The organism is Psychrobacillus soli (assembly GCF_006861775.1).
Taxonomy (GTDB): domain Bacteria; phylum Bacillota; class Bacilli; order Bacillales_A; family Planococcaceae; genus Psychrobacillus; species Psychrobacillus soli.
Map to the genome: position 1 here is coordinate 87,754 of NZ_VDGG01000005.1, position 16,080 is coordinate 103,833.

A 16,080-nucleotide genomic window follows, 5' to 3' on the forward strand; every position below is an offset into this window, starting at 1 on the left:
TGGTTTACTCATCTTAACTGCTGATCGCCTTTGAATCGATACTATTTTATGACAGGAACGTTTGGTGTTGTCGCACCAAGCGTTCTTTTTATTGTATCCGGTTTCTACTACGATTATAACATCATTTAAGAGTTAGAGTAAATAAAAGCAATTGATACGTAAACAGTAAATGGGAGATGAGACCATGCATAAATATCTGCTGTTCATTACTAGTTTTGCATTACTATTTTTTGTTTTGCAAATAGGCTTCAAACATTTGTCTGCTTTTTCTTGTCCATCTTGTAGGGATTGGATTTCATATTGCATGCACAATTGAACTTGCAATATGAAATCCAATTCCTCTTCTTAGCAACAAGACTCCCATTGAGGAATAAATTTCTTCAGTTAATTCTAAAGCTGCTTGAATCTTTGTTGCATCCAATGGTACTCACCTCGTCTGTTTAATTCTTGTTTATCTTTGTAAAAGAAAATAATTAAAATACCCCGTATTTAGAGAAACCCCCTTAATTTAACTTTTATTTCAATATAAATTACCGATTTTTTAGGTATTAAATAATATTAATAAAAATAATAATAGGCAATTAGTTTGTTGTCTAGTAATATAGTATTATTATGGTGGATTCAGTAAAAAGGTTGATACATGGACAAGTTTTGCCTGTATTAGATACACAACAAATATTTTTCATGGAACAATCAATTGTTCACAGTAAGAAGGCAGTCATTCTTATTTTAAATATTGAAGGGGTAGTTTCCAGTCAAGGAAAGCTGGTCACGCTCATTAATATTATAGAAGCATTACATTCACTCGATAATTTAGAACAGGTAAGGGAGGTATAATCCAGACGGCTTAGATTTGAAAGCACGCAAAGTTAAAAAGGGGAGTATTTGAAAGGACTAAGTTACATACGGGGGAGATTGTCATGAAGAGTATTAAAGGGAAAATTTTAATAAGTTTTGCTGTTGTTTTACTAATTTTAATAGTAATGGCTACCTATAGTTATATTACAATTAATACGACATCTAATGATGTAGAAGACATAACCTCTAACGAAATGGCTTTTTTAGAATCTTCTAATTCGATGACATTTAGTGTAGCAAATCGATCGAAAATTGTACGAGATTATGTTCTCTTTGATAAGGAAGAGTTCAAAGAACAATTTTTAGCAGAAACAGAAAAGGCTATCGAGAAAGAAAAGGTTCTACATGATGCCATCTCTAGCGGTCGTATTTCAAAAAAGGTTGAATCTGCTTTAAAAGATGCAGATGCAAAGACAATTAGATGGAGAACATTAGTTAACGATGAAATTATCCCCCTTTACGATAGTGGAGATAAAGAAGGAGCCATAAGGTTGATGGAGGAAAAATGTCTTCCTTATAGTCAAGAGGCTATTGAAGCTTGGGTTAATGTGGTAGACATTCAAAATAGTATCACGAAAGCCCAAACAGAAGAAATGAATGCATCCGCTGCGCAATCAAAACTTTTAATAATAATTACATCTGCATTAGCCATTGTAATTGCTATCACTGTAGCTTTATATAATGCTAATAGCATTTCCCAGGCAATTACTTTAGTTGTTAAGCGTTTAGAAACAATCGCAATGGGCGATCTTCGTGGCGAATTGTTAGAAACAAGGTCTAAGGACGAAATTGGACGTTTAATAAACTCTTCAAATACTATGGTTACAAATTTGAAAGCATTGATGGCAAGGGTTTCTGAGACTTCCAGTCAAGTAGCAGCATCTTCTGTACAATTTACTGCTTCAGCTGAACAGTCCTCTGCTTCAGCCGAACAAGTTACTACATCTATTCAAGATATTGCATCGGGGGCTGAAACGTCTTCTCAAAGTGCAAGTGAGTCTCTACATGCGATAAGTGTAGTATCTACTGGTGTAAAGAGAATTGCTGTATCTTCTGCTGGCGTAGCTGGGGAGTCTCTAAACACAACGATACAAGCGAACGAAGGTAATACTCGCATTCAGCAAGCCGTATCTCAGATGCAAGCTATCCAAACATCTGTTGGTACAACGTCAAAGCTCGTAACGAATCTTGGAGAACGTTCGAAAGAAATCGGACAAATCGTTGAAGTAATCACAGGGATCGCAGACCAAACCAATCTCTTAGCTTTGAACGCAGCTATCGAAGCTGCTCGTGCCGGAGAACATGGCCGTGGGTTTGCAGTAGTTGCCGATGAAGTTCGAAAGCTGGCTGAGCAATCTAAGCATTCTGCTGATCAAATTGCTCAGTTGGTTAATCAAATTCAAAGGGATACGAATATAGCTGTCGAGTCAATGGCTACTGGTACGAAAGAAGTGGAAACGGGAACGTATGTGATCACTGAAGTAGGAGAAGCATTTGGAAGAATTCTTGAATCCATTCAATTAGTATCTGAAAAAATCGAAGAAGTATCCATTTCTGCTGAACAAATGGCTGGATCTACTCAACAAGTACATGCTTCGGTCGATTCCTTAGCTGAAATTGCACAAAACGCTGCCGCAAACTCTCAAAATGTGGTGGCAGCTTCTGAAGAGCAACTTGCAACAATGCAAGAAGTAACTACTTCTGCGACTTCATTGAATTTCCTAGCAGGAGAACTGCAAGAAGAACTTAATAAGTTTAAGTTTTAGATAAATAAGAGCAGGTTTATCCTATCAAGGGCTGTGTCAGGAACCCGTCTTTACAACGTTAAGGAACTTTCAAGCATTTCAAAAATGAAGGAAGTGCACTAAAAGAAGGTACAACATTAATGTGAAATTAGCAATCGATTATGAAGGGAGGCACAAGCGATTAATAGTGCCTTCCTTTTTATCGTCCAAAATAATATGCAGAAATTCGGTCGATGAATTCTTTTTCCAAATCCCCTGTCTTTTTAACTATGAGGTACGTGGAGACGGAAGGTAATTCAAACAGGTCAAAATGGGCTTGCATCATTTTGCCTTCTATTAATTCGCGTCTGATAATTGATTGCGGAAGAAAGGAAACACCAAGTCCATCCTGAATGAACCTTTTAGCTATATACGCTTGCGTTACTTTCATCGTGCGAAGACCAACGATATGTTTATTCAATTGCAATAAAAGATCGTCCCAAAAAACAGGGTGGTGATGAGTAAATAGATAACTTTTATGCAGAACGTCTTGTACATCTATTGGCGGGCCACTTTCCTCATCATACTCATCAAAAGGCATAACAAATAAAATCGGATCCTCATAGATCGGAACGGACTGTATATTTCTTCGCTGCGCTTCCAGTGCTGAAACGCCTATATTCACTTCCCCTTGTTCCACTAGTTTCTCAATATTATGCGATTCCTCTATACGAATACTTATCTCAACATCGGGATGAAGTTTCATAAAAGAACGTAAAACATTTGGTAAGATCGTTTCCGCCATGAGTGGGGAAATGGCAATACTCCAGTTTCGTCTATAACCTTGGGCAAATGCTTGTACTTTGCCCACACTATTTTCAATACTATTAACTATTTGTTGCGCTTCTGGTAAAAAGAATTTTCCCGCACCTGATAATGACACTCGATTATTTCGTCTCTCAAAAAGAGGAATACCTAAATGCTCTTCCAGCAACCGGATATGTACGGTTACGCTTGGTTGAGACACTGTTAGCTTTTCGGATGCTTTTCGAAAATTAAGTGTTTCTGCTGCGACGCAAAATGTTTTAAGCCATTGATACTCCATAGTTCCACCTACTTGATTACTTATATTAATTAACTTAATTATATATATTTAATTTTCATTATCAACTACTACTCATATACTAGATGAAAGGAGATGGTTAAATATGTATCAACGAGGATTAAAGGATATTGTAGCAGTGCATACAAATATCGCGTCTGTAGAAGGAGACATAGGAGAGTTAAGGTATAGAGGGGTTAAAGTGAATGAATTAGTACCGAACCTTTCGTTTGAAGAGCTAGCCAGTTTTCTATGGACAGGGGATCAGACAAGAATTTCCTTGAAGCAAGATAGTGAACTTCCAAATCATATAAAAAATATCATTGATTCACTTCCAAAAGAAATTACATTAATGGATGCGATGAGAACTGCAATTTCGGCATATGCTCATCGTGAATTTAACGATAAAACAATACAGGAGCAAGCTGTAATTCTCACAACAGCCCTTCCAATCATCATTGCTAGACATTATCGAAATCAGCATGATCTTCCAATAGTTGAAGCAAATCCAGATTTATCACACACAGCCAATTATTTGTGGATGCTAAACGGAGAGGTACCGAGTGAAGTACAAGTGGAAGCATTGGAGACGTATTTAAAGCTTACGATGGAGCATGGGTTAAATGCATCCACCTTTGCAGCAAGAGTGACTATCTCTACGGAATCTGATTTAGCAGCAGCTATAACTTCAGCACTTGGGACGATGAAAGGTCCACTTCACGGAGGAGCTCCGTCAGGGGTTATTGATTTATTAAACGAGTTTACAGATCGTTCTTCTATTCGAACTATTGTGGAGAATAAAATCAATAATGGAGAAAAAATAATGGGGTTCGGTCATCGTGTATACAAAACCGCGGATCCACGTTCTGTTTTATTACGTGAAAAATGTTTACAGCTACAAGGAAGAGACGCTTGGTTAGACTTAGCAACGGTAGCAGAAAAGGAGATTATCGATTTGCTGGCTGAACACAAGCCAGGACGTAAATTGTATACAAATGTCGAATATTATGCCGCTGCCATTATGCGCTCTATTGATATGCCAGCAGAACTGTTTACTCCGACATTTAGTGTGGCGAGAATGATAGGGTGGACTGCCCATGCAATTGAACAGCTAGAAGATAATACGATTTTCCGCCCGCAATCTGTGTATATTGGTGAAATAAAAGAGGAAATAAACAGGTAAAATAAAACACCCGAAGAAAAATATTACTTTTTTCTTTGGGTGTTTTTCACATAGTTAAAATGATTGGACCGAGTAAATAGTTATTACATTAGCTATGTTTACGTTGAAATTCAATCATGAAATCGCTAAGTGCTTTACATGCTTCAAATGGTACTGCATTATACGTGGAAGCTCGGCAACCACCTACAGAACGATGGCCATTCAAACCGACAAAGCCTGCTTCTTTTACTTCTGTTAAAAACTGCTTTTCTAATTCTTCGTCAGTAACACGGAAAGTGATGTTCATAAGTGAACGGCTCTCAGTTGTTGCATGCCCTACATAAAATCCGTTGCTGTTGTCAATAGTGTCATAAATGACTTTTGCTTTTTCCTCATTGTGTTTAGCAATTGCCTCTAGTCCACCTTTTTCTTCTATCCAATTTAGTACCTCTCCTAGCATATAAATACCGAATGTTGGAGGTGTGTTATATAAGGAGTTATTCTCAGCATGCGTGCTGTATTTTAACATAGTCGGAATTTCTGTGTTTGCTTTTTCGAGTAAATCCTTGCGCACGATGACAACAGTTACACCAGAAGGACCGAGGTTTTTCTGTGCTCCTGCATAGATCATCCCAAATTTACTGACATCGATTGGTTTAGACATAATATCACTAGACATATCCACAATTAATGGAATTTCACCTGTGTCAGGAAATGAGTGCCACTGAGTTCCGTAGATTGTATTATTCGATGTTAAATGAATATAAGCATCTTCCGAATTAAATTGGATATCTTCAAAAGTAGGGATGTTACGGTACTTGTTTTCTTTTGTAGTTGCTATTTGATAAGGCTCTCCAAAGAGTTTTGCTTCTTTGAATGCTTTTTCTGACCAAGAACCTGTCATAATATAGCCCGCTTGTTGACCCTCTTTTAACAAGTTCATCGGAATCATTGAAAATTGAAGGCTTGCACCACCTTGAAGAAAAAGCACTTCATATTGATCTGGAATAGAAAAGAGCTTTCTCATACGAGAGATTGCCTCGTTATGTATATTTTCGAAAGTTGCACCACGGTGACTCATTTCCATGATGGACATGCCTGTACCACGGAAATTCACTAGTTCTTTTTGCGCTTTTTCTAGTACTTCAAGGGGAAGAGCAGAAGGGCCTGCACTAAAATTATAAGCTCGTTTGATCATATTGATCACTCCTATTAAATTTGATAGATTTTATTTATCTATTATATACAGAATTGCATGTCAGGGATTGAAATTAACGAAATATTTTTAAAAAAGTGAACGATTTGTTAACATTATGGGTTTTATTTTCACAAGATGAAGTAGATGAATCCTAATATTGAGTCAAAATACGAGGGAAAAAGAAAAATTTAAACGATTAGGTAATATATATGTACAGGAAATAGACTGAGAGAAAACGCATATATGGTGAGATGGAAGAGGGAAAAAATAGCATGTTCATAGGAGCAGCATTTTCCGTGTTTGAATAAATAAAAGCAAGTGAAAATGTTATTTTAATATTCTTCCCTCCGTACATGTAGCTTATATATTAAATTTCAAAAACCGAAATATTTCCCCTTTCTATCTTCCGAAATGTACGAACATTTGCTAAACTAGTTAAGTCTTAATATAGGAATATGGGGGAAATAACGTGAAAGTATTTTTGGATTTAGGATGGTTTTTTAAAGAAAGGAAAAAGCAATATTTACTTGGCATTCTGATGCTTATGATCGTCGCATTTTTACAGTTGTTACCTCCTAAAATTATTGGGTATGTCGTAGATGAAATTAGTGAAGGTACGCTAACGGTACGCATTTTAACGACTTGGCTTGCAATTTTAGCAGCCGCCGCTGTTGGGATGTACATTTTACGCTACTACTGGCGGATTATGATATTTGGATCAGCTATTTTTCTAGCCAGACAGCTGAGGGAAAGATTGTTTCGCCATTTTACAAAAATGGCTCCATCGTTTTATCAAAAGAAACGCGTCGGAGATTTGATGGCCCATGCGACAAATGATTTGTCCGCTGTGCAACAAACGGCAGGTGCTGGTGTATTAACACTAGTCGATTCAATCACTACAGGCGGTTTTGTAATTGCTGCCATGGCCATTACGATTAACTGGAAGCTGACTTTAATCGCACTTATTCCACTACCTTTGATGGCAATTTTAACAAGCTACTATGGAACGCTTTTGCACAAACGATTTGGTTCTGCACAGGAAGCGTTTTCAAGTTTGAACGATAAAGCCCAAGAAAGTATTTCTGGAGTGAAAGTAATTAAAACTTTCGGGCAAGAAAAAGAAGATACAGAAGACTTTGTGCAACTATCTAAAGAAGTAGTAGATAAAAATATTCGTGTTGCCAAAGTAGACGCTTTGTTTGATCCAACGATTTCACTTATTGTTGGGATGTGCTTCTTCTTATCGATTGTGTTTGGAACTCGTTTTATCTTAGCTGGAGACATGTCAATAGGTGATTTGTTTGCATTTACTTCCTATTTAGGGCTACTTGTTTGGCCAATGCTTGCTTTTGGCTGGTTATTTAATATTGTGGAACGTGGTCGTGCTTCTTACGATCGTATTATGAATTTATTGGATGAAAAGATTGAAATTGACGATAAAGAGGATGCGCTCGAAGAAAAGCCAGATGGCGATATCCAATTTCATGTAGAGGAATTCAAATTTCCTGAGGACGCTCGTACTGCAATTCATGATGTGCATTTCACCCTTAAGCGTGGAGAGACATTAGGAATTATCGGTAAAACAGGAGCTGGAAAAACAACTATACTCAAACTACTCATGAGAGAGTTTGAAGGATATACAGGTCAAATTGTATACGGAAATCATGCCATTGATGCATACAAAAAGCGCAATTTACGTGAAGCGATTGGGTATGTACCGCAAGATCATTTCCTTTTTTCTACAACCGTTGCTGGGAATATTGCGTTCGCAAATGCAAGTGCTTCCATGGAACAAGTGTATGAAGCGGCAAAACTTGCGTATATACACGAAGACATTTTGCAGTTTACAGATGGATACAGCACAGTAGTCGGAGAACGAGGCGTATCGCTTTCAGGTGGTCAGAAACAACGTATTTCTATCGCTCGTGCGCTTATGATGGAGCCAGAGCTACTTATTCTCGACGATTCGTTGTCGGCAGTAGACGCACAAACAGAAGAAGCAATATTAGAAGCATTAAAAGAAAAACGAAACGATAAAACGACGATTATCACGTCACACCGATTGAGTGCGATTCAGCATGCGCATCAAATTATCGTTATGAGTGAAGGAACGATTGTAGAAAAAGGGACCCATGAACAATTGATGGAGTTAGAAGGGATATATTTCGAGATGTATCAATTACAGCAACTCGAAACATTAGTGGAAAAGGGTGGTGAAGCATAATGGATGAAAAACAATTACAGTTAAGCGGGAAAGATCAGTGGAGAGTTTTCAAACGATTGCTCACCTATTTAAAGCCACATAAGAAAGTTATTGCTTTAGCTTTATTCTTACTTATTTTGACTGTGTTAGGGGATATTTTAGGACCTTTTCTGATCAAAGTATTCATGGATGATTATTTAACTCCAAGAAATTTTCCGACAGGTCCCATTGTCGGTCTAGCACTTGGCTACGTTTTTATACAAGTTGGAAATGTCATTGTCAGCTATTTTCAATTGCTCAGGTTCCAAGAAATTGCATTGAAAATTATTCAACAAATGCGAATTGATGTATTTTCGAAAGTGCATACGCTAGGCATGAGATATTTTGATAAAACACCTGCAGGAAGCATCGTATCTCGCGTAACAAATGATACGGAAGCGATTAAAGATATGTTCGTTAGTGTATTAGTTGCATTTGTACAAAGCGGATTTTTAGTAATTGGTGTGTATATCGCCATGTTTATCCTGAATGTAAAATTAGCACTAGTTACGATTATTTTATTGCCAATATTATTTTTCATCATTACAACGTATCGAAAACATAGTTCGATTGTGTACCAAGATTTGCGCGAACGACTGAGCCAACTAAATGCAAAGCTTGCGGAATCTTTGCAAGGGATGACGATGATTCAAGCATTTAGACAAGAAGAACGACTGCAAGATGAGTTTAATGACATTAATGATAAACACTGGAATGCCGGAAAACGAAATATTAAACTAGATAGTTTACTCCTTCGCCCAGCAATCGATTTAGTGTATGCACTAGCAATTATTATGGTACTTAGTTATTTTGGAATTACGTCTATGAACAATGTGGTAGAGGTCGGAGTCATCTATGCGTTCGTCACGTATATTGATCGTTTTTTTGAGCCGATTAATCAAGTAATGCAGCGTTTGTCGATTTTCCAACAAGCAATTGTTGCCGCTTCACGTGTATTTAAATTATTAGACGAAAATGATTTAGCACCTTCCCAAAAGAATATAGCTAGTGCTAAGATTGAACAAGGAAAAATCGAATTTCAAAATGTTACTTTTTCATATGATGGTAAGACGAATGTGTTAAAAAATATTTCATTTACTGCGGAACCTGGTCAAACGGTAGCTTTAGTAGGGCATACTGGAAGTGGGAAAAGTTCTATTATAAACTTGCTTATGCGTTTTTATGAGTTTGAACAAGGGGATATTAAAGTAGATGGACATTCAGTAAAAGATTTTCAAACGCAAGAAATTCGGGAGAAAGTAGGACTTGTACTCCAAGATCCATTTTTGTTCTACGGCGATATTGAAAATAATATTCGCTTACATGATCAAACCATGACCGAAGAAGAAGTAAAAGCTGCTGCTGAATTTGTTCAAGCAAATACGTTTATCGAAAAATTACCAGATTCTTACAAACATAAAGTGACGGAGAGAGGGTCTACATTCTCAAGCGGTCAAAGACAACTAGTGGCATTTGCACGAACAATCGCGACGAACCCAAAAGTGCTCGTTTTAGATGAAGCAACTGCTAATATTGATACGGAAACGGAAGTTGCTATCCAAAATAGTTTGGAGAATATGCGTAAAGGTCGCACTACTATCGCAATCGCACATCGATTAAGTACAATTGCCGATGCGGAACTTATTTTAGTTTTACATCATGGAGAAATCGTAGAACGAGGTACGCATCAGCAACTTTTGAACGAAAAAGGCTTGTATCATAAAATGTATTTACTTCAAAACGGCGTAGTGGAGGATCCTGCATAAATTAGACAAAAAGCTGTCACAAGCAATTGTAGAGTCAAAGTGCTATAAATTTGGTACGATAGGGACAGTAAACCGGAAAGGAAGTCAGCCGTGAGTACCGATATTAATCTATTATTGGCATTTGGAGCAGGATTTTTAAGTTTCATTTCGCCATGTACATTACCTTTGTATCCTGCATTTTTATCTTATATTACAGGAATGTCATTAGAAGAAATCAAAACGGATAAGAAATTGATGCAAAAAAGAGGAATGCTACATACATTATTCTTTTTATTAGGGTTCTCCATTATATTTGTTGCGATAGGATTCGCAACATCATTAGTAGGAACGTTCTTTATCCAATATGGAGATCTACTCCGCCAAGTTGGGGCAATTTTTATTGTCATATTTGGATTAATCATTGTTGGGATATTTAATCCAGCATTTCTAATGAAAGAAAAACGCCTCCAGTTTAAAAATCGCCCTTCCGGCTTTTTTGGAACCACTTTGATAGGAATGGCGTTCGCTGCTGGTTGGACTCCTTGTACTGGGCCTATTTTAGCTGCAGTTATTGTAATGGCAGGGTCAAACCCAGATGTTGGAATATGGTATATGCTTGCATATGTACTAGGTTTTGCGATTCCATTTTTCGTTCTATCATTCTTTGTTACAAGACTTAACTGGATCCGTAAAAATAGTAATTTAATCGTAAAAGTTGGCGGTTATATTATGATTGCCCTTGGAATTTTATTGTTTTTCGACGGTTTAGAGTATATTATCCGAATTTTAAGCCCGTTTTTTGGTAATTTCACAGGATTTTAAATGGATTTCATATGAGGGGGGCATGAATGTGACGACAGTATTAGTAGTGGATGATGCAATCTTCATGCGGACCACGATTAAAAGAATGCTTGAGGAACATCAATTTGATATAATTGGTGAAGCAGCAAATGGGCTAGAAGCAGTTGAAATGTATAAAAAATTGTTGCCGGATGTAGTGACGATGGATATTACAATGCCGGGAATGACAGGGATTGAAGCAGTGAAAGCAATTACCTCCGAGTATCCAGATGCAAAAATAGTGATGGTTACTGCACTTGGGCAACAAAAACTAATAGTAGATGCACTAGAGTCAGGCGCTAAAGATTTCATTACAAAACCATTTAACCCAGAACAAATGGTGCAAGTACTACACAATGTGACAGCTGACTGAGAGTAGATGTATTAGAATTGAAGGATATGATATATATGATATTTGATAAAATTTCACCGAACGTAATGATAATTGTCTCTACTGTGTTAGCTATTGGTATGGGAATTGTCGTAACGACCATCCGAGCAAAATCGGCTAAACGACCGGCAAGTGTTAAAAAAATATTATTGCCTCCGCTTTTTATGTCTACAGGAGCATTAATGTTTATCTTTCCTTTTTTTAGAGTTACAGGATTGGAATTTATGGAAGCGATAGCTGTCGGTATTTTGTTCTCCACTGTGCTTATATGGACTTCCAAATTTGAACGAAGAGATGGCGCTATTTACTTAAAACAGTCGAAAGCATTCATCTTTATCTTGTTTGGATTATTAATCGTTCGTATCGTTGGAAAATTAGTACTTAGTTCTACGATTGATATTGGGGCACTAAGTGGCATGTTCTGGATCTTGGCATTCGGCATGATCGTTCCGTGGAGAATTGCGATGTTTATGCAATTTAGGAGAATACAAAAAGAAGTAAGTTTATAAATGGAAAGCGAGCACTCCTGTAAAAGGAATGCTCGCTTTTTCTCATTTGCCTCTAGGCATATCCGCTGATAGCTCGAAAAACTGTTCATATGGTGTAACATCAATCTTTAGTTCAGCTAGTTTTTTGCGCAAAAATTTATGATCCCGCTTAGGTGTAGCAATAATATAACCTCGCACTAAGAGCTCCCGTGTAATAGCGGTCGCTTTTTCCTCTAATGCTAATTCTCCGATTTTTCCTGCGATTTTTTGCTTCGCAACCGGTCGAAAAAGTTCTGGCACTGGGCTGACTAATTCATTTAACAGCATTTTTTGATCTTCATTCCATAAATGTATCGTGTTGTTCACATAATATTCTTCCCAATCTAGCACGGACTTTCCGTCATCTTTTGGTAGCGCCTTTAAAAACTTTCGGAACATAAAGAAGCCGCCAATAGCCATTAATGATATAAGTACGACTACCCAAAAAAGTATAAACCATAAAAACCAACCATTTAACAATCTATTCACCTCAATCTTCTTACCATTAGTATAAGATGTTTGCGAAAAATTTTCACTAGGAATGTATCCTTATCTAAAAAAACTTTCTATCTACTAGTTGAAAGGAGGTGATACACATGGCGAACTTAGAACATAAACAAGCGGTATTCAAATTGATTTATGAAGCAGGTTTGACAGAAGACGGTAAGATGAAGACAAAATCAAAAACATATCGCAATATTAATGCTGAAGCAACAGCGGATCAATTGGAATTAGTAGCAACTACATTAAAAAGTTTTACTAGCAGTCCCTTCATTAATGCAGAAAAGATCGAAACAATGAACTTAAACTAATAACGAAAAGGAGGAAATAGTGTGTCTAAAACATTGCAGTTAGAATTTGAAGCAGTCAATGGAAAAAACATGACGATATCGGTTGATGATCCAAAAGAGTCCCTAACTTCAGAAGAAGTACAAACAGGGATGGATGCAATTATTAGTAGTAATGTTTTCCATGTGGAAGCGGCCCCCCTTGCCCTCGGAAAAAGTGCACAAGTAGTAGAACGAAATGTAACAACTATTATTTAATTTAGAATGACTCTCCGGGCAACGGAGAGTCATTTTTTAAAAGGGAGATGAATATGAATGGAACAATGGCTTGCAGTTATTCAAGATGTTGGTTTTCCAATTTTCGTGTCATTTTACTTGATGCACCGAGTGGAAAGTAAACTCGAAGAAATAAAAAATGCACTATTATCCTTAAAATAACTTCTTTATTCACAAAACTGTTGAATTAATGGGAGCTAATGTAGTTGAATGAACCAAGTTGTTTCGTTAAGATAAGTCTATAATAGAAAAGAGAGGTCTCATTCCATGAAAAGATTATTAGCAATGCTTTCGATCACCTTGCTTATACTTGCAGGTTGCGGAAGTGGAGGTAATTTTGAAGCACAAACGAATTGGAAAGTAGAAGATTTCAAATTCGAAAACCAACGCGGAGAAGCTGTTTCGCTAGACGATCTAAAAGGAAATGTTTGGCTAGCAAGTTTCATCTATACGAATTGTACAACGGAATGTCCACTAATGACATTTAATATGAGTGATATTCAAAAAACACTTAAAGATGAAGGAATAGAAGACTATAAGATTGTTTCATTTACTGCAGATCCTACTTTCGATACACCAAAAGTATTACAAGAATATATCGGAAACTTTGAAGTTGTGGACGAAAGCAAATGGAACCTTTTAACCGGATACTCCCAAGAAAAGATTAAAAAATTTGCAGCGGATAATTTTAAAACAGCTGCTATAAAAAATCCGAATAACAACGAAGTAATGCACGGCATATCCTTCTTTTTAGTCGATCAAGACGGTGTCGTTGTTAAAAACTATAATGGCTATACAGACGTACCAAAAGAAGAGATTGTAATGGATGTGGAAGCATTAATCGCAGATGGAAAATAAAAAAGAACCCTCCTCGGGTTCTTTTTTATGCATTATTTTGTTTTTTTAGTAAGTCTCTAATTTCTTCTAATAGCACTTCTTTTGCATCAACAGGGGGAGCTTCCTCCGTAATTTCCACAACGTCTTCTTTCCGTTTAAATTTAGATAACAAACGTATAAACAAGAAGATGGAAAAAGAGATAACGATAAAATCAAAAACGGACTGGATAAAATTTCCGTATAATATGATTGGATCCTTCGATGGGAAACCTAGCGAAGTAAATTTCACCCCACCTATAAGTAGCCCAACTATAGGCATAATAATGTTTTCTACTAATGAAGAAACAATCTTTCCAAAAGCAGCACCAATAACAACCGCTACTGCTAAATCTAGTACATTTCCTTTGAAGGCAAATTCTTTAAAGTCTTTCCACATATATTATCAACTCCATAGTGCCATACTACAAAAAAATACAATAATTGTATAGTGGCTTTCGACATTTTTAGACTACTTTTTTATATGAAAACATGCTATTGTTTTCTTTGAGTGAAAGACGGGTATGATAGACGATGACAAAAAAGTATTTCTTGAAATAGGTGAATAAAACCATATGAAGCAAAAGAAAGATACATCCTTTAAAGCATGGATAATTATATTACTCCTTCCCATTACGATTACAGTATATGTACTGTTGATTATTGGGTGGAATGAATTGCAAAAGATACCAGTTGTACTAGAATGGGCAGAATCTATTCATCTAAAATCCTTTTCCCAAGAAAAATTAGATATCCCCGAAGAATATATTGCCATTTACCAAGAGGCAGAAGCGATTTATGGTGTACCATGGACGTTGCTTGCAGCTCATCACCGTATGGAAACTATATTTTCAACCATGGATCCGCTCCTATCTCCTGTGGGAGCAGAAGGTCATATGCAGTTCATGCCATGTACGTTCGTAGGTTGGTCGCATCCTAGTTGTAGTGGATTAGGACAAGGCGATATCCCCGAGGAAGATAAAGTAAACCCGGATATAATTGCCGAGTACGGTGGGTATGGCGTGGATGCGAATAAGGATGGGATAGCCGACCCTTATAATATAGAGGATGCTATTTTCAGTGCAGCAAACTATTTAGCAGCAAGTGGCGCGGCAGATGGGGAATTAGAAAAGGCGATTTTTAATTATAACCGGAGTGATAAGTACGTAAAAGATGTGTTGTATTTTTACCAGTTATACGAAAGTCAATTGCAAGCGCTCCAATCTGCATCCGCTTTACAAACAGAAAAAAAGGATGGACCCTAATCGAAGTGTCCATCCTTTTTCTTATTTACGTGTAGATTTTAAGATGAGACTTAAAATGAAGACTAAAATAATAGCACCGATTAATGCCGGAATAATAGCCATATCCCAAATAACTGGACCAAAGTCTGAGAAGATTAGTCCACCAAGCCATGCACCAATAATACCGGCAATAATATTACCAATAATACCTCCTGGAATGTCCTTACCTACTATTAATCCTGCTAACCATCCAATAATACCACCGATTATTAAATATAAAATGAATCCCATTTTCATTCATCTCCTTGTAAGAATGTTGTATTGCTGTACATTCTTTATATAGCCAGACAGGAGAAAAACTAAACATGTAGACATTATTATATTATTACTTTAGCACCTAGCGAGTTCGTGAAATGTCCCAAAGCCCATTCATGTCCTTCTGGATTGAAGCTTGCAACCGCTGACTTATGAATAACAATTGAAAAGCCTAAATTATACGCATCTACTGCTGTGTGTAAAACACAAATATCTGTACATACACCAATTATATGCACTTCTTCAATATGACGTTCACGCAACAACTGATGCAAATTCGTTCCAGCAAAAGAACTGTAACGCGTTTTATCCATCCAAATAATTTTATCGCGATTCGCATCATATACATTTTTTAGGTCTCCATATAATGCACGACCTGGCGTGTTGCGAATATTATGTGGAGGAAATAGTTGCGTTTCCGGATGGAATGGATCGTTTGCTTCGTGTAAATCCACAGGGAAGATGACTAATTCATCGTTATTCAAAAAATCCTGCGTAATAGAAACAATCGATTCTTCTATTAATTGTCCTGGCTTTCCACATGTAAGTGCGCCATCATTTGCAACAAAGTCTACCGTATAGTCAACTACTAATAATGCTTTTTTCACTTTGCAACACTCCTTTACTAATTACTATTAGTATGAAGGAATAAAAATAAAAATCCATAATATATTGTAAAGTAACTATTCGATATTTTGCATTTCAAAAAAAAGCGAGTATAATAACAAAAAAAGGGAGTGGAGAATATGGACATTCAAGTAACAAAAAAGTTAAATAAACAAGGAATATGGTTCG

Annotated in this window: 20 protein-coding genes; 13 read left to right on the plus strand and 7 right to left on the minus strand. The window is 36.8% G+C overall.

All coding sequences use genetic code 11. The annotated features are described in order from the left end of the window. Positions 1 to 295: 295 nt before the first annotated feature. On the minus strand, positions 296 to 421 hold the full coding sequence (locus FG383_RS21450) for a hypothetical protein (RefSeq protein ID WP_281285267.1): 126 nt from the start codon (positions 419 to 421) through the stop codon (positions 296 to 298). Between the two features lie 212 nt (positions 422 to 633). On the opposite strand from FG383_RS21450, the gene FG383_RS03640 reads away from it, so the two are divergent. Together FG383_RS03640 and FG383_RS03645 are read left to right on the plus strand one after the other, a co-directional pair. Continuing rightward, positions 634 to 837 carry a hypothetical protein gene (locus tag FG383_RS03640; RefSeq protein WP_142605488.1) on the plus strand — a complete coding sequence of 68 codons (204 nt, stop codon included), beginning with the start codon at positions 634 to 636 and terminating at the stop codon, positions 835 to 837. Positions 838 to 920: 83 nt separating this feature from the next. Continuing rightward, complete coding sequence (locus tag FG383_RS03645) at positions 921 to 2,624, plus strand: methyl-accepting chemotaxis protein (protein WP_142605489.1); 1,704 nt, start codon at positions 921 to 923, stop codon at positions 2,622 to 2,624. Positions 2,625 to 2,802: 178 nt separating this feature from the next. Here the strand turns inward: FG383_RS03645 and FG383_RS03650 are convergent, their stop codons facing one another. After that, positions 2,803 to 3,687, minus strand: coding sequence for a LysR family transcriptional regulator (locus FG383_RS03650; protein WP_142605490.1), 885 nt, complete (start codon positions 3,685 to 3,687; stop codon positions 2,803 to 2,805). Between the two features lie 103 nt (positions 3,688 to 3,790). On the opposite strand from FG383_RS03650, the gene FG383_RS03655 reads away from it, so the two are divergent. Next, positions 3,791 to 4,867: a citrate/2-methylcitrate synthase gene (locus tag FG383_RS03655; protein WP_142605491.1), complete on the plus strand. Its 1,077-nt coding sequence runs from the start codon at positions 3,791 to 3,793 to the stop codon at positions 4,865 to 4,867. Positions 4,868 to 4,955: 88 nt separating this feature from the next. On the opposite strand, the gene serC is transcribed toward FG383_RS03655, so the two are convergent. Beyond that, the gene (gene serC / locus FG383_RS03660) at positions 4,956 to 6,044 is read right to left on the minus strand and encodes a 3-phosphoserine/phosphohydroxythreonine transaminase (protein ID WP_142605492.1); all 1,089 of its coding nucleotides are present in this window, start codon (positions 6,042 to 6,044) and stop codon (positions 4,956 to 4,958) included. 469 nt (positions 6,045 to 6,513) lie between these two features. Between serC and FG383_RS03665 the strand changes: the two genes are divergently transcribed. From FG383_RS03665 to FG383_RS03685, 5 genes are all read left to right on the plus strand, one after another. Beyond that, complete coding sequence (locus tag FG383_RS03665; protein ID WP_142605493.1) at positions 6,514 to 8,268, plus strand: ABC transporter transmembrane domain-containing protein; 1,755 nt, start codon at positions 6,514 to 6,516, stop codon at positions 8,266 to 8,268. After that, a complete protein-coding gene (locus tag FG383_RS03670; protein WP_142605494.1) occupies positions 8,268 to 10,052 on the plus strand; it encodes an ABC transporter ATP-binding protein in 1,785 nt (594 codons plus the stop codon). The genes FG383_RS03665 and FG383_RS03670 overlap by 1 nt, the downstream gene beginning before the upstream one ends. Positions 10,053 to 10,142: 90 nt before the next feature. Further along, entirely contained in the window at positions 10,143 to 10,853 is a 711-nt protein-coding gene (locus FG383_RS03675) for a cytochrome c biogenesis CcdA family protein (RefSeq protein WP_142605495.1), read from the plus strand. A 28-nt stretch (positions 10,854 to 10,881) separates the two neighbouring features. Next, the gene (locus FG383_RS03680; RefSeq protein WP_142605496.1) at positions 10,882 to 11,244 is read left to right on the plus strand and encodes a response regulator; all 363 of its coding nucleotides are present in this window, start codon (positions 10,882 to 10,884) and stop codon (positions 11,242 to 11,244) included. A 35-nt stretch (positions 11,245 to 11,279) separates the two neighbouring features. Next, a complete protein-coding gene (locus FG383_RS03685; RefSeq protein WP_246096841.1) occupies positions 11,280 to 11,771 on the plus strand; it encodes a CcdC family protein in 492 nt (163 codons plus the stop codon). A 42-nt stretch (positions 11,772 to 11,813) separates the two neighbouring features. Here FG383_RS03685 and FG383_RS03690 read toward each other — a convergent pair whose 3' ends face one another. Beyond that, positions 11,814 to 12,269, minus strand: coding sequence for a DUF2621 domain-containing protein (locus FG383_RS03690; RefSeq protein WP_142605532.1), 456 nt, complete (start codon positions 12,267 to 12,269; stop codon positions 11,814 to 11,816). A 116-nt stretch (positions 12,270 to 12,385) separates the two neighbouring features. Between FG383_RS03690 and FG383_RS03695 the strand changes: the two genes are divergently transcribed. From FG383_RS03695 to FG383_RS03710, 4 genes are all read left to right on the plus strand, one after another. After that, the gene (locus FG383_RS03695) at positions 12,386 to 12,601 is read left to right on the plus strand and encodes a DUF1659 domain-containing protein (RefSeq protein WP_142605497.1); all 216 of its coding nucleotides are present in this window, start codon (positions 12,386 to 12,388) and stop codon (positions 12,599 to 12,601) included. 21 nt (positions 12,602 to 12,622) lie between these two features. Continuing rightward, a complete protein-coding gene (locus tag FG383_RS03700; protein ID WP_142605498.1) occupies positions 12,623 to 12,835 on the plus strand; it encodes a DUF2922 domain-containing protein in 213 nt (70 codons plus the stop codon). A gap of 57 nt (positions 12,836 to 12,892) precedes the next feature. Next, a complete protein-coding gene (locus FG383_RS03705) occupies positions 12,893 to 13,015 on the plus strand; it encodes a YvrJ family protein (RefSeq protein ID WP_142605499.1) in 123 nt (40 codons plus the stop codon). A 105-nt stretch (positions 13,016 to 13,120) separates the two neighbouring features. Beyond that, a complete protein-coding gene (locus FG383_RS03710; RefSeq protein ID WP_142605500.1) occupies positions 13,121 to 13,711 on the plus strand; it encodes an SCO family protein in 591 nt (196 codons plus the stop codon). A 25-nt stretch (positions 13,712 to 13,736) separates the two neighbouring features. Here the strand turns inward: FG383_RS03710 and mscL are convergent, their stop codons facing one another. After that, a complete protein-coding gene (gene mscL, locus FG383_RS03715) occupies positions 13,737 to 14,126 on the minus strand; it encodes a large conductance mechanosensitive channel protein MscL (RefSeq protein WP_142605501.1) in 390 nt (129 codons plus the stop codon). A 175-nt stretch (positions 14,127 to 14,301) separates the two neighbouring features. Here mscL and FG383_RS03720 point away from each other — a divergent pair, with 175 nt between their 5' ends. Then, a complete protein-coding gene (locus tag FG383_RS03720; protein ID WP_142605502.1) occupies positions 14,302 to 14,991 on the plus strand; it encodes a lytic transglycosylase domain-containing protein in 690 nt (229 codons plus the stop codon). Positions 14,992 to 15,012: 21 nt separating this feature from the next. Here the strand turns inward: FG383_RS03720 and FG383_RS03725 are convergent, their stop codons facing one another. Both FG383_RS03725 and FG383_RS03730 read right to left on the minus strand, forming a co-directional pair. Further along, positions 15,013 to 15,261 carry a GlsB/YeaQ/YmgE family stress response membrane protein gene (locus FG383_RS03725; RefSeq protein ID WP_142605503.1) on the minus strand — a complete coding sequence of 83 codons (249 nt, stop codon included), beginning with the start codon at positions 15,259 to 15,261 and terminating at the stop codon, positions 15,013 to 15,015. 86 nt (positions 15,262 to 15,347) lie between these two features. Then, entirely contained in the window at positions 15,348 to 15,893 is a 546-nt protein-coding gene (locus tag FG383_RS03730; RefSeq protein WP_142605504.1) for a cysteine hydrolase family protein, read from the minus strand. Positions 15,894 to 16,080: the final 187 nt, after the last annotated feature.